The 12,433-nt window shown below is 66.3% G+C and carries 12 protein-coding genes and 2 riboswitches; of the genes, 6 read left to right on the top strand and 6 right to left on the bottom strand.

The annotated features are described in order from the left end of the window. Positions 1 to 2: 2 nt before the first annotated feature. The 5 genes from AC5RUO_RS17475 to AC5RUO_RS17455 are packed head-to-tail and all read right to left on the bottom strand — an operon-like array spanning position 3 to position 5,701. Positions 3 to 713, bottom strand: coding sequence for a response regulator transcription factor (locus tag AC5RUO_RS17475; protein ID WP_009358145.1), 711 nt, complete (start codon positions 711 to 713; stop codon positions 3 to 5). Between the two features lie 55 nt (positions 714 to 768). Continuing rightward, complete coding sequence (locus tag AC5RUO_RS17470; protein ID WP_494104167.1) at positions 769 to 1,269, bottom strand: DUF427 domain-containing protein; 501 nt, start codon at positions 1,267 to 1,269, stop codon at positions 769 to 771. 43 nt (positions 1,270 to 1,312) lie between these two features. Further along, positions 1,313 to 2,959 (bottom strand): DNA repair helicase XPB, encoded by a 1,647-nt coding sequence (locus tag AC5RUO_RS17465; protein WP_494011708.1) that lies wholly within the window; start codon positions 2,957 to 2,959, stop codon positions 1,313 to 1,315. Between the two features lie 13 nt (positions 2,960 to 2,972). Beyond that, positions 2,973 to 5,456, bottom strand: coding sequence for a helicase-associated domain-containing protein (locus AC5RUO_RS17460; protein WP_494104166.1), 2,484 nt, complete (start codon positions 5,454 to 5,456; stop codon positions 2,973 to 2,975). 11 nt (positions 5,457 to 5,467) lie between these two features. Beyond that, positions 5,468 to 5,701 carry a hypothetical protein gene (locus AC5RUO_RS17455; protein WP_494011706.1) on the bottom strand — a complete coding sequence of 78 codons (234 nt, stop codon included), beginning with the start codon at positions 5,699 to 5,701 and terminating at the stop codon, positions 5,468 to 5,470. Positions 5,702 to 5,903: 202 nt separating this feature from the next. Here AC5RUO_RS17455 and AC5RUO_RS17450 point away from each other — a divergent pair, with 202 nt between their 5' ends. Both AC5RUO_RS17450 and AC5RUO_RS17445 read left to right on the top strand, forming a co-directional pair. Continuing rightward, positions 5,904 to 6,287, top strand: coding sequence for a cold-shock protein (locus AC5RUO_RS17450; RefSeq protein WP_493976444.1), 384 nt, complete (start codon positions 5,904 to 5,906; stop codon positions 6,285 to 6,287). 6 nt (positions 6,288 to 6,293) lie between these two features. After that, positions 6,294 to 6,908, top strand: a complete 615-nt coding sequence (locus tag AC5RUO_RS17445) for a DUF3027 domain-containing protein (RefSeq protein ID WP_494104165.1) — start codon at positions 6,294 to 6,296, stop codon at positions 6,906 to 6,908. A gap of 82 nt (positions 6,909 to 6,990) precedes the next feature. Here AC5RUO_RS17445 and serC read toward each other — a convergent pair whose 3' ends face one another. Beyond that, positions 6,991 to 8,121 carry a phosphoserine transaminase gene (serC, locus tag AC5RUO_RS17440; protein WP_494011704.1) on the bottom strand — a complete coding sequence of 377 codons (1,131 nt, stop codon included), beginning with the start codon at positions 8,119 to 8,121 and terminating at the stop codon, positions 6,991 to 6,993. A gap of 282 nt (positions 8,122 to 8,403) precedes the next feature. On the opposite strand from serC, the gene AC5RUO_RS17435 reads away from it, so the two are divergent. The 4 genes from AC5RUO_RS17435 to AC5RUO_RS17420 all read left to right on the top strand — a co-directional run bounded on the left by AC5RUO_RS17435 (position 8,404) and on the right by AC5RUO_RS17420 (position 12,276). Continuing rightward, positions 8,404 to 9,099, top strand: a complete 696-nt coding sequence (locus tag AC5RUO_RS17435) for an iron-dependent transcriptional repressor DtxR (RefSeq protein ID WP_494052813.1) — start codon at positions 8,404 to 8,406, stop codon at positions 9,097 to 9,099. 130 nt (positions 9,100 to 9,229) lie between these two features. Next, positions 9,230 to 9,449, top strand: a riboswitch (cyclic di-AMP (ydaO/yuaA leader). 10 nt (positions 9,450 to 9,459) lie between these two features. Further along, the gene (locus AC5RUO_RS17430) at positions 9,460 to 10,281 is read left to right on the top strand and encodes a M23 family metallopeptidase (protein ID WP_494104178.1); all 822 of its coding nucleotides are present in this window, start codon (positions 9,460 to 9,462) and stop codon (positions 10,279 to 10,281) included. A gap of 128 nt (positions 10,282 to 10,409) precedes the next feature. Beyond that, positions 10,410 to 10,588: riboswitch (cyclic di-AMP (ydaO/yuaA leader) on the top strand. Between the two features lie 70 nt (positions 10,589 to 10,658). Next, entirely contained in the window at positions 10,659 to 11,342 is a 684-nt protein-coding gene (locus AC5RUO_RS17425) for a C40 family peptidase (RefSeq protein WP_494011729.1), read from the top strand. 160 nt (positions 11,343 to 11,502) lie between these two features. Continuing rightward, entirely contained in the window at positions 11,503 to 12,276 is a 774-nt protein-coding gene (locus AC5RUO_RS17420; protein ID WP_494104164.1) for an NlpC/P60 family protein, read from the top strand. Positions 12,277 to 12,433 lie beyond the last annotated feature (157 nt).

Genomic DNA, 12,433 nt, shown 5'->3' with positions numbered 1-12,433 from the left:
GGTCAGCGCTTTTCTGCCGTCCGGAGCACGTAGCCCACACCGCGCTTTGTCTGGATCAGGGCCGGCGCCTCGGGATCGATGTCCACCTTCCGGCGGAGGTAGGAGATGTAGGACTCAACGATGGATGCATCGCCGTTGAAGTCGTACTCCCACACGTGGTCCAGGATCTGTGACTTGGACAGCACGCGGTTGGGATTGAGCATGAGGTAGCGGAGCAGTTTGAACTCGGTGGGGGAGAGCTCGATTACGGTGCCGCCGCGGCGCACCTCGTGGGCGTCGTCGTCGAGCTCGAGGTCTCCCACGCGGATGACGGCGTCGTCGTCCAGCAGCGGCTGGGTGCGGCGCAGCACGGCGCGGATCCGGGCCACCACCTCGTCCAGGCTGAACGGCTTGGTGACGTAGTCGTCGCCGCCCACCGTCAGTCCGGTGACCTTGTCCTCGGTGTCGTCCTTGGCCGTCAGGAAGAGGACGGGGAAGTGCTTGCCGGAGGCGCGGAGCTTCCGGGTCACCGTGAACCCGTCCATGTCCGGAAGCATGACGTCCAGCACGGCCAGGTCAGGGGCGTGCGTATCCGCGGCGGCCAGCGCGTCCCGGCCGTTGGCGGCGGAGACAACCTCGAACCCGGCGAAACGCAGCGAGGTGGAGAGCAGCTCGCGGATGTTCGGTTCGTCGTCGACGACGAGGAGCTTGGCTTCGGGACCGGTCTTGTTCATGCTCCCATCATGCTCCCAGTCACTGGGAGTTGTCTGGACGTTTACTGAAAACTGCCTACCACCCCATCGTTCCCGGTCCGCCCTTGAACGGGCCAACCACCCGGCTGGTGATCCAACCACCGTAAAAACCGCCGGCCTGCGGACGCACGCGCTCGCCGTCCACCTCGCAGTAGTCCATCTTCCCGGGATAAACGGCCACCCGTTCCGCGAGCTCCGCGTAGCCGTCCATGGGCTCCGGATAGAACCACGCGGCCCTTTCCGCAGCTATGCCGCCGCCGTGGACGCTCAGGTAGCTGGCCGTGCCCTTGAACTCACAGAAGCTGCTGCCCTCTGCAGGGATGAGGGATCCTGGCCGGAAGTCTTGCCGGCGAAAGTAGTAGACGGGCGGGTGGCTCGTTTCAAGCACCCGGAGCGAGTTTGTGGTGTCCAGGACCAGTTCCCCGCCCAGGACGATCCGGATCCGCTCGTTGCTTGGTTCCACTCTGGGCGGCCGCGGATAGTCCCACACCGATTCCTGGCCGGGAAGGGGAACCTCAGGGGTTTTGCTGGCGTGCATTACTCCAGTGTGCACCCGGCACCGCCGCCCTGCACGGCTAGCCCTAGCCGGGCTGGCCGACGTCCTTGGCGTCCATGATCCGATACGCGTAACCCTGTTCGGCCAGGAACCGCTGGCGCTTCGCTGCGAAATCCTGATCTAGCGTGTCCCGCGCCACCAGCGAATAGAAGCGGGCTGCCCGGCCGTCCTTCTTGGGCCGCAGCAGCCTCCCCAGCCGCTGGGCCTCCTCCTGCCGGGACCCGAAGGAGCCGGACACCTGGATGGCCACGGAGGCCTCGGGCAGGTCGATGGAGAAGTTGGCAACCTTGGACACCACCAGCGTCTGGATGTCTCCAGCACGGAATTCATCGAAAAGCCGCTGGCGGACCTTCACGGAGGTGTCGCCCTTAATGACCGGCGCTCCCAGGCGCCCGCCAAGGTCATCCAGCTGGTCGATGTACTGCCCGATCACCAGCAGCTGTTCCCCGGCATGCCGGGCCACCAGCTCCTCCACCACCTGTGTCTTGGACTCGGAGGTGGAACACAGCCGGTACTTATCGGCGTCGTCCGCCATGGCGTACGCCACCCGCTCATCCTTGGGCAGGTCCACGCGGACCTCCACGCAATCGGCAGGGGCGATGTAGCCCTGGGACTCGATGTCCTTCCAGGGTGCGTCGTAGCGTTTGGGCCCAATCAGGCTGAACACCTCGCCTTCCCGGCCGTCCTCCCGAACCAGGGTGGCGGTCAGCCCGAGCCGGCGGCGCGCCTGCAGGTCCGCCGTCATCCGGAAGATCGGGGCCGGCAGCAGGTGGACTTCGTCGTAGATGATCAGGCCCCAGTCGTGCCCGTCCACCAGTTCCAAGTGCGGATACAGGCCTCCGCGCCGGGTTGTCAGGACCTGGTAGGTGGCGATGGTGACCGGACGGACTTCCTTGACGGAGCCGGAGTATTCACCAATCTCGTCGTCGGTCAGGGACGTGCGCTTCAGGAGCTCGTCCTTCCACTGCCGTGCCGCAACGGTGTTGGTGACCAGGATCAGGGTGGTGGTGGAACCGGTGGCCATGGCTGCCGCCCCCACCAGGGTCTTGCCGGCACCGCAGGGCAGCACCACCACGCCGCTGCCGCCGGCCCAGAAATTCTCGCTGGCCAGCCGCTGGTAGGGCCGCAGCTGCCAGCCGTCCTCGTTCAGTGCGATCAGGTGCGGTGTGCCGTCCACATAACCCGCCAGGTCCTCCGCGGGCCAGCCGATCTTGAGCAGGAGCTGCTTGAGCTGGCCTCGCTGGGACGCGTGCACCACCACCGTTTCGCCGTCGATCCGGGGCCCCAGCAGGGGCTGGATCTTCTTGGCCCTGATTACTTCCTCCAGGACCGGGTAGTCGTCCGTCCGCATCACCAGGCCGTGCTGGGGATCCTTTTCCAGGCGGAGCCGGCCGTACCTGGACATCGTCTCCTCGATATCGATCAGCAGCGAATGCGGCACGGGGAACCGGGAGTACTTCAGCAGGGTGTCCAGCACCTTTTCCGCGTCCAGTCCCGCGGCCCGGGCGTTCCACAGGCCCAGCGGCGTGAGCCGGTAGCTGTGCATGTGCTCGGGTGCCCGTTCCAGCTCGGCGAACGGGGCGATGGCATGCCGCGCCTCGGTGGCCAGCTCGTGGTCCACCTCAAGGAGGATGGTTTTATCGCTTTGGACGATCAGGGGTCCGTCGTTCACGCGGGGGAGTCCTTCACTGGCGCAGTTCCTCTGCGGCCTCAACATCGATGATCCGGTGGATGGACAGGACGCGCTCTGTCTCCTTTGCGGGGTCAAAGACCCGGACGCGTCCGCCGCTTACGGATAGGGGAACAACAACTTCAAGGTTGGCATTCCCCAGGCTGTCCACCACGTTCATGCTGATCCGCTGCTTCAGCCGAATGGCCCGCTGCAGTACCTCCAGCCCCAGCTGCGTGGCCACTTCACCGGCCTGGTCACCACCGGGATGGCGTACGACGGCGGCACCCGACTGGCGGAGTACCGCCAGTTGGGCATCCACGTCTTCATCAGCAGGAGCCGAGCGGGGCGGCGTATAGACGGGCCGGAGGCCTTCCTGCGGAACGGGGTTCCTCCGGAGGCGGATGGCAGGATCCTCAGCTCCTTCCAGGGCAGGGGACAGCCCCAGGCTCCGCAGAACCTGGGCTGCCTGCCGCGGCGGTGCCGTGGAGATGAGGACCGTGGGCGCAATCCTGACCAGCCCCAGCCCGGCCGCCTTGGGCCCGGACAGGAGCTCGAGCAATGCCGCCTCGTCCTCGCTCTGGATAAAGCTGGCCGCCTGCCCCACCCGCACGCGGCCGTGGCGTGAGGCGGTGTCCTCCACCAGGTACTGGAGCGGCTGGGGTACCGCGGTAGCGGAGTGCTCCCGCAGGAACTCCAGCAGCCCCGGCGCGTCATAGCCGGAATCGAGCGCGCGGCGGATGGAACTGTCCGTGAACCTGTAGATGGTGGCCGGCCCCTGGCCCTCGGCGTCGGCCATGACCAGGAGCTTTTCGGTCAGTTCAGGGGCGAGGTATCCGGGTGCAACGGCGGTGAGGTCCGCCTGCAGGAGCACATGGTTCAAGGCAGCCGGAAGGTGTTCTCCCAGGATCGACAGGGCCGCGTCCGGTCGGTCCTCCGCGAAGGCGCTGCCCAATTGCGTCAGCGCCCCGGACCCCACCAGTCCAAGCAGTTCGGCCTCCGCCAGGACGCCGCGGATCAGCGAGCTGAACCGCCGCGCCATCCGGGGCTGGGCCCACTCGGCGCGCTGGAGGACGGCGGCGGCGTCCAGCACGGGAGCCGCTCCGTCCTGCGCCGAGGCTTCGGTGGTGAGTTCGTGCAGTATCTCCAGGATGCGCTTGCGGATCACCGGGGCGTCGGGGCGCTGGGGCTCGGCGGACAGCGGCACGATGGTGCTGCCGGAGGCGGTACGGTGTGCCGCCGGCAGCCCCTGGGCGCCATTGACGGGCTGGCCCACCAGGGACGGGACCCGCTCGCTGGCCAGCCAGGCGTTCACCAGCCACAGCCATTGCTCCTGCCGGGGCAGTCCAAGCCACTCGAGCTCCGGCGGCTGGACCCACGACGACGAGTCCACATCCAGACGTATCAGGCCCGCGAGCCCGCACAGTTCCAGCAGCAACCCAACCCGCGTCTGCTCAACGCGGAGCAGATCGGCGAGCCGGCGGGTTTCCCGTACCCCCACCCCGCCGCTGCGCAACGTCATCAGGGGCTGTTCCCGTACGGCGTGCAGAAGTTCGCCCACCAGCCGCAGCGTCTCGGAGATGGCGCTCATCGCCGCGTTCCTCCGCAGCATGGCAGTGGTCCGCCCCAGCTCCGGAACGGGCGGTGTGAGGGCGAAGTCGTCGATGATCACGCCGCCGCGCAGGGACAGTCCCACGCTGTGCGGCAGTTCCACGTGTGCCGCATCGAGCGGTACCAGCAGTCCGCGGGCCAGGAGCCAGTCAATCGGCCCGACGTCGGAGCCTTCCGTCGTGACCGAAGCCTTGCGTTGCGCCTGGGGGACGGCACCCATGGCCCAGTTGCGGAACCTGCCGAGCAACGCCGTCGTGCGTTCCGGCGCGCCGGCGAGGATGCCCTTCAGCGCCTCGGGGGAGGACGTCCAGTGCTGCAGGGCGAGGGCGGCCTCCATGGGGGTGGTTGCATCCTGGATGGCGGCGCCGCTGTGGTGCAGCTCGGAGACCAGCTGGACCACGCGCTGGGCAAACGCCGGCTGGAGGCGCACCAGTTCCGTGTAGCTCCGGCCAAGGCCGGCCGGGTAGAGTCCCACAACATCCTTGAGGCACCCGACCGGCAGGTAGTAGTGCTGCCTGGTGCCTGCGGCGGGCGTCCCGTGCGGCGGGGCCGCCCGGTGTACCAGGGCCAGTTCCTGCAATCCGGCCAGGATCTGCTCGACGGTGGCCACGGTGGCACCGGAGATCATCTTGCGCAACCCCGCGGCCGAAGCACTGTGCTCGGTATCCGTATTGGTGCACAGGTGAAGGGTTTCCAGCACCTGCATCTGTGGCCGGTTGAGCCGTTCAAGGGCCCGCTGGACGCTGACCCGGGAACTGGCGCGGGCAGCGAGGGCGGAGAAATCGGGAACAGCAGGGGAGATCAGGTCCGGCCGCGCGGCGAACAGCGCACGCAACGAGTCGTCGCTGCGTGACTCCAGATCCTTGCCGAGCGCGCGTATGAGGGACATCAGTCCCAACGTTACCGCTGGTCCGGCTTTCCTGCCCGGCGCCGCCCGGCAACACTGTCCAGGACGAGGAAGAGCATGAGGAGAAACGCTACCGGCAGGCCATACAGGGCCGCGTACGTTACCCATGACGGCGCCACCGACCCGGCAAAAGCGAGGGCCATCACTGCTCCCACGGCCACCAGGGAAAGCACTGCAATGACTGCGGCCGCGATCATGATGGGCCGCCGGTAGCGCGAGGGTGTCATGAGTGTAACGCTACAGCGCTGCGGGCACCCGGCGTGAACGCTGTTGCCTGGCCCTGCTGAAGCGTGGATAGGGCACCGGGCAGGATAACCTTGAAGGATACAGACCAACACGGTTTAGAGCAGCCATACCTTGAACCCGCACAACAATGCGGATGCGGTGGCGGCTGGCCGTGTCTCATGACAGCAGAAGAAGGTTGATTACGTGCCTACCGGCAAGGTCAAGTGGTATGACAAGGACAAGGGCTTCGGGTTCCTGGCAGGCGAGGACGGCCAGGAGGTTTTCCTGCCCAAATCGTCGCTGCCCGAGGGCGTGACGGAGCTCAAGGCCGGCACCCGCGTGGAATTCGGCGTGGCCGACGGCCGCAAGGGCGCCCAGGCCCTGGGCCTGCGGGTCCTGGATAAGACGCCGTCCATCGCCAAGGCCAAGCGGCCCGCCGCCCGGGACCTCGCACCGCTGGTCCAGGACCTGGTGAGCGTGCTGGACAATCTGTCCGGCACGCTTTCCAAAGGCAAATACCCGGAAGGCAACAAGGGCAAGGCAATCGCGGCTGCCCTGCGTAAGGTTGCCGACGAGCTGGACGTTTAGCATCCGATGAGTCCGGAAGCTGAACAGCCGCAGACGCAGGTGCACGACGCTGCAGGTGCCGCGACGGCTCCTGCAGCGGGAACAGCCCCGGCGGTAGCCAGGAACGCGCCAAAGCGCCGGGCAGGCGTGCCGGTATGGCGGACCGGCAAGCCCGACGCCTTTCTTGCCGGTGCCGTCGACACGGCCCGCACCGCGCTGGAGGGCATCACGGCCGCCGGGGACATCGGACGGCACCTCGCAGCCAAGAGCGAAGGCGACCGTTTGGTCACGCACCTGTTCGAGTCGAAGCTCGCCGGCTACGTCGGCTGGCAATGGTATGCGGTGGTAACCCGTAACTCCCGCTCCAAGGTGGTCACCGTCAGCGAGCTGGGCCTGCTGCCGTCCGAGGATTCGATCCTCGCTCCTGAATGGGTGCCGTGGGCTGAGCGCGTCCGTCCGGAGGACGAGCAGCAGCAGGAACGGGAAGCCTCCGAATCTGAAGAAGCCGCACCGGCAGTTTCCGCCGCGGCTGTTGCCGAACCTGACGCCGATGCCGGTTTCACGGAATCCGACGCCGCCGATGCCGATTTCACGGATGATCCCGCCACGCAGCCGACGGCGAACGACGCCGGCAGAGAGTAACTGCTGAACGTTCCCCGGCTGGGATACACAAACGGCGCCGTCCGGGCGAAACCCGGGCGGCGCCGTCGTACTTAAGGAAAGGCTACTTGCGGAGCTCGCCCACCACGTAGTCGATGCTGGCCAGCAGCGCGGAGACGTCGTCAGGCTCGATGGCAACGAACGTGGCAATCCGGAGCTGGTTGCGGCCCAGCTTCCGGTACGGCTCCGTGTCCACGATGCCGTTGGCGCGCAGGACCTTGGCTACGACGGCGGCATCCACTGATTCGTCGAAGTCAATGGTGGCAATGACGTTCGAGCGCTCATCCGGGTTGGCGACAAAGGGGGTGGCGAACTCGGCGGCGTCGGCCCAGCTGTAGATGCGCCCTGCCGAGTCGGCTGTCCGGGCCGCGGCGAAGTCCAGCCCGCCGTTTGAGTTCAGCCACTGCACCTGGGCGTCCAATGTCACCAGGGTGGACAGGGACGGGGTGTTGTACGTCTGGTTGAGGCGTGAGTTGTCAATGGCGGTCTGCAGGTCCAGGAAATCGGGAATCCAGCGGCCGCTTGCCTTGACCCGTGCGGCGCGTTCCAGCGCAGCAGGGGAGAACAGGCCAAGCCACAGCCCGCCGTCGGAGGCAAAGTTCTTCTGCGGTGCAAAGTAGTAGACGTCGCTCTCAGCCACATCGACGTCCAGGCCGCCGGCTGCAGAGGTGGCATCCACCAGCACCAGTGCATCCTCATCCGCACCTGCCACCCGCTTGACCGGTGCGGACACGCCCGTGGAGGTCTCATTCTGCGGCCAGGCATACACGTCCACGCCGGCCTCTGCCTGCGCCACCGGCCGGGTGCCGGGCTCGGACTTGATGATGGAGGAGGCGTCCAGGAACGGTGCCTTGTTGGTGGCGGCCGCAAACTTGGAACCGAACTCACCGAAGGACAAATGCTGGGCCTTCTGCTCCACCAGGCCGAAGCTGGCAACATCCCAGAACGCCGTGGAACCGCCCACGCCCAGGACAACTTCATATCCTTCCGGGGCGCGGAAGAACTGGCTGAGGCCCTCGCGGACTGAACCGACGAGGTTCTTGACCGGAGCCTGCCGGTGCGAGGTGCCCAGGACGTTCTTCGATGCGGCGGACAGCGCATCAATCTGCTCCTGGCGGACTTTTGAAGGTCCGGCGCCGAACCGCCCGTCCTTGGGGAGGAGATCGGCAGGAATAGTGATGCTTGGTTCGCTCACGGGGGCTCCAATTTCGGCGTGGACGCGCTTAGGTCCGGACGGGTGGATGGTCGCTGGCGCGCAGTCGGCAATGACTGCATCGAAGGCCTTTCCCATTCTGCCTGAACAGCTGATTCGGCGGGAACCGGGACCGTCATAGTCCAGCCACTGAGACGGGTTGCCGGGCGGCTTCCAACTATTCGGACTAAGTCAAAATAGGCTAAGCTAGCCAACGGACTACGTCGCGGTGAACAGCGATACGGTGGGACAACGCAAGGTACTGCGCTCGAGGAGCTGAGCTGGATGACGGATCTGATCGACACTACGGAGATGTACCTTCGGACCATTCTGGAACTGGAAGAAGAGAACATCGTTGCCCTGCGGGCCCGTATCGCGGAACGCCTGCGCCACTCGGGTCCCACGGTGTCCCAGACCATCGGCAGGATGGAGCGCGACGGCCTGGTTGTGGTCTCCGGCGACCGGCACCTGGAGCTCACTGAAGTCGGCCGCAAGCGCGCCACCGAGGTCATGCGCAAGCATCGCCTGGCCGAGCGGCTCCTGGCCGACGTGATCGGGCTGGACTGGGCTTATGTGCACGACGAAGCCTGCCGCTGGGAGCACGTGATGAGCGAGCGGGTGGAGCGGCGCATCTACGAGATGCTGGACCATCCCACCGAATCGCCGTACGGCAATCCGATTCCGGGCCTTGCCGCACTTGGTGGCCAGCCCGCACTTGCCTCCAGCGATACGGTGACGAGCCTCCTGGAAGCCATGAAGTCCTACGGGCCTGCGTCGGAGGTCACGGTCAGCCGGCTGGCAGAGCCCATCCAGGTGGAGCCGGAACTGCTGTCCCAGCTCGATGAGGGAGGCATCCGCCCAGGCGCCGCGGTAACTCTTGAACGTGTGGGCGACTACATCTCGGTCCGCGTGCCCGGCATTGAAGGCGCTCTGGAACTCCCGCCGGAGGTTGCCGCGCACGTGTTCGTTCACGTTCGCTAGGAAGGCCGACCGCCCGGTGTGACGCCGGTAACGCCAAGATAACGGAATTGTTACCTAGGGCCTTAAGCCCCTATAGTTGAACCAAGCGTTGATACAAAAGCGTTACCTGATCCGGAGCCGAGCTCTGCCAGCGGATCAGGAGCACGAGTCACTAACTGGCAGAGGCGGGGGAACCACAAGCGGCAGCGGGGGACTGCCTTGGGGTGAAGTCCGTCAGCAGCAAGCCTCTTCCAGTGAAGGAATCCCTCAGCGGATATCTCTGTGCCGAAGCTTGCTTACGGCGGACCGGGTCTTTGCACTCTCTGACCCGAATCCGACAGCTAACTTCGCAGGCTTTCCAGAGAGGAATCCTTCTTGTCCATGCAGACCTCCAGGGGGCGCCGCCGCGCCGCTGGCCCCGCTTCGGCGCCGCGCGTCGCCGAAGTCATCCACACGGAGCGCCCCCGCGATCTCCACCGTGATGCGCGGCGCCGTCGGGGTCCGTTCCGGCAGATCACCGAGTTCGCCTCGGCGAGCGGCATCGGCCAGAAGGCCGGCATGGCACTCGCCGCCACCGGCCTGGTGCTCACCGTTACTGTTCCGGCCACCAGCCCAGTCATGGCCACCGGCGAGACGGGCATTGCGCCTGTTGCGGCCGCCGCCGTCACCCCGCAGCCCGCTATCTCCGCCGAAGCCGGAGCGCAGATCGACTTCAGCCGCTCGGCCGTAGTGACCCAGGCGGATCCAGACGGCAAGCTCAAGCAGCTCCTGAGCGCCCAGTCCGCCGGCGCTGTTTCCCGCGCCGCATCCACCGGAAGCCTGGGCGCCCCGCTGGCGTCGCTGACCACAGCCTCGCCCTTCGGTTACCGCGTCAGCCCCATCACGGGTGGATCCGGCGACTTCCACCGCGGGCAGGACTACGTTGCCCAGTGCGGGACCTCGGTTCTCGCGGCTGCCACCGGCACCGTGACGTTCGTCGGCTGGCACCAGTTCGGCGGCGGCAACCGCGTGGTGATCGACCACGGAAACGGCCTGGAGACCACGTACAACCACCTCTCGTCCTTCAATGTGACTGAGGGCCAGACGGTCTCGCGCGGCGAGGTTGTGGCACTGAGCGGAACCACCGGAGCCTCCACCGGATGCCACCTGCACTTTGAGGTGCAGGTCAACGGCGAAGTAGTGGATCCGACGGGCTGGCTCTAGTCAAATGATTGCCGACTCTCGAATTGCCGTGACCAGCCGTGACCTTAATGTGACATTCAGTCAAAACTCCTGTACCGTCTAACTCGCGTCAACTTTTCCGAAGTTGACGCTCTTGTGCGGATTGCCTAACTCTGCCACCGCTCAAGGTCCGTTCGCATTTCATCGTCTGGCAGGGGCGGGGGAACCAATTTTGGCCTTCTTCACGGAAGGCCTTGGGGTTAAGTCGCAAAGCTTCCTTGAAGCGGCGCGGCCGGGTGACTCCCATCCGAATCCGACAGCTCACCTCGCAGGCATTGGGAGAGGCTACCTTCGTGTCTTCACGCCATAATTCTGCGCGCCACCGTGCGCAACCGGTCCGTACCAACCCTTTGGACGCCGTGTCCAAGGCTGTTAGTGCCAACGCCGGGACAGTGGGTCGCCAGGCTGCTGTTGTTGCAGCCGCTTCCGGCCTTGTCCTTGCCATGGGGCTGCCGGCCACCGCGGACACCACCGCCGGTGTCTCCGCTTCCACCGAGTCGGGTTCCGCGCAGACAGCACTTGCAGTCACCGCAGCACCTACCGCCACCGTTTCCTTCGAGCGCCCGGTGGTCACCACCGTCGCCGCTCCCGTTGTTGAACGCGTGACCGTGCAGTCAACCTCCGACGACGAGGACGAGACCGCCACTTCCGCCGAGTCAACGGCGTCAACCGCGGCAGAAAAGGTTGTTGCGACCGCCGCTTCTGCGGCCACCACCGGACTCGCCGCCATCGCCTACACGGGCATTGGCAGCCCCTACGTCTGGGGTGGCACCAGCCCCACCTCCGGTTGGGATTGCTCGGGCTTCACCCAGTGGGTTTACGCCCAGGCCGGCATCAGCATCCCGCGCGTGAACGCATGGACCGCCATGACCCCCACCTCCACCCCCCAGCCGGGTGACCTGGTGATGCAGAACGGCGGTGCACACGTCGGCATCTACGTCGGCAACGGCATGATGATCAGCGCACTCAACCCCTCCCAGGGCACTCTGCTGCACTCCGTCGCCGCCACCGGCACCTCCTCCTTCTACACCCTCGCAGGCTAATAGTTCTTGGGGCTTCGGCCCCGGGAACTATTTCTTTGCCCGCACTTTTTCGCTAAACCACCATCCCCGTTCGGGGCGCGCCGACGTACCCCCAAGATGCCGGCGCGTCCAAAACTCTCGGGTTGCCCACAGGCCCCGAGGTAATCGAAAGAGAGAACTGATGACTACTCGTGCTACCGCACGGCACCGTGCCGAGGTCACCAAAACCAGCTCGATCGCCGTCATTGCCAAGGCTGTGGGCGACAACGCCGGCGGCGTAGGTCGCCAGGCCGCCGTGATCGCTGCGGCCTCCGGCCTGGTGCTGACCAGCGGCGTCGCCGCCAACGCCGCCGACGCCAATATCCAGCGTGACTCCGCTCCGGCGTCCGCCCTGGAAGTTGAATCGGCCATCGAAGCTCCCATCTCCGCTGCTTCCACCATCGCCATCACCTACGAGAAGCCTGCCGTGACCACCACGCCGGCGCCCGTGGTCGTGGAAGAGCCCGAGGTTGTGGTAGAGGAAGCCGCGCCGGCGGCCCCTGCCCCGGTTGCCCAGACCGCTCCCGCTCCGAAGGTCACCGCCAAGGTTTCTGCTGCGTCTGCTCCTGCCGCGCCGGCTTCCGCCAGCGGCAAGGCTGCAGCCATCCTGTCCGCCGCCTACGCCCAGCTGGGTGTCATGCAGGACTGCACCATGCTGGTGACCAACTCCCTGGCGGCCGTTGGCATCAACTTCCACGACTGGCCTGCAGGCTACCTGTCACTGGGCCGCACGGTGAGCGCTGCCGAAGCCCAGCCCGGCGACCTGATCTACTACGCTGATGGCGGCGCCGGCATGGCGCACATTGCTGTCTACGCAGGCAACGGCCAGGCGGTCCACGGCGGCTACAACGGCAACCAGACGGTGGTCTTCAGCGCCAACGTTGGCTCCGGCCCGGTTTTCATCCGCGTCAACTAGTCCCCGCGTCCCCGGCCGGCGCCCCCGACGGCCGGCGATGGAGGAAGGACCCCTGCCCACAAAGCAGGGGTCCTTTCCCTTTTAAGGGAAGCAGGCGGGGCCTGCGGCCGGTCCGTGCGGAGGGCTCCAGGAGATGGCCTGCCAGCGGACGGATCAA

This window comes from Arthrobacter sp. Y3221087, assembly GCF_059089905.1.
The sequence above is the reverse complement of the archived record's forward strand: the minus strand, read 5'-3'. Positions and strand labels throughout refer to the sequence as shown.

Excerpts from the sequence above, each read along its gene's own strand:
- AC5RUO_RS17455 (WP_494011706.1), bottom strand. The coding sequence starts at position 5,701 with ATGACACCCTCGCGCTACCGGCGGCCCATCATGATCGCGGCCGCAGTC.
- AC5RUO_RS17435 (WP_494052813.1), top strand. The coding sequence starts at position 8,404 with ATGACGGATCTGATCGACACTACGGAGATGTACCTTCGGACCATTCTG.
- AC5RUO_RS17420 (WP_494104164.1), top strand. The coding sequence starts at position 11,503 with ATGACTACTCGTGCTACCGCACGGCACCGTGCCGAGGTCACCAAAACC.
- AC5RUO_RS17460 (WP_494104166.1), bottom strand. The coding sequence starts at position 5,456 with ATGTCCCTCATACGCGCGCTCGGCAAGGATCTGGAGTCACGCAGCGAC.
- AC5RUO_RS17475 (WP_009358145.1), bottom strand. The coding sequence starts at position 713 with ATGAACAAGACCGGTCCCGAAGCCAAGCTCCTCGTCGTCGACGACGAA.
- AC5RUO_RS17445 (WP_494104165.1), top strand. The coding sequence starts at position 6,294 with ATGAGTCCGGAAGCTGAACAGCCGCAGACGCAGGTGCACGACGCTGCA.
- AC5RUO_RS17430 (WP_494104178.1), top strand. The coding sequence starts at position 9,460 with ATGCAGACCTCCAGGGGGCGCCGCCGCGCCGCTGGCCCCGCTTCGGCG.
- AC5RUO_RS17470 (WP_494104167.1), bottom strand. The coding sequence starts at position 1,269 with ATGCACGCCAGCAAAACCCCTGAGGTTCCCCTTCCCGGCCAGGAATCG.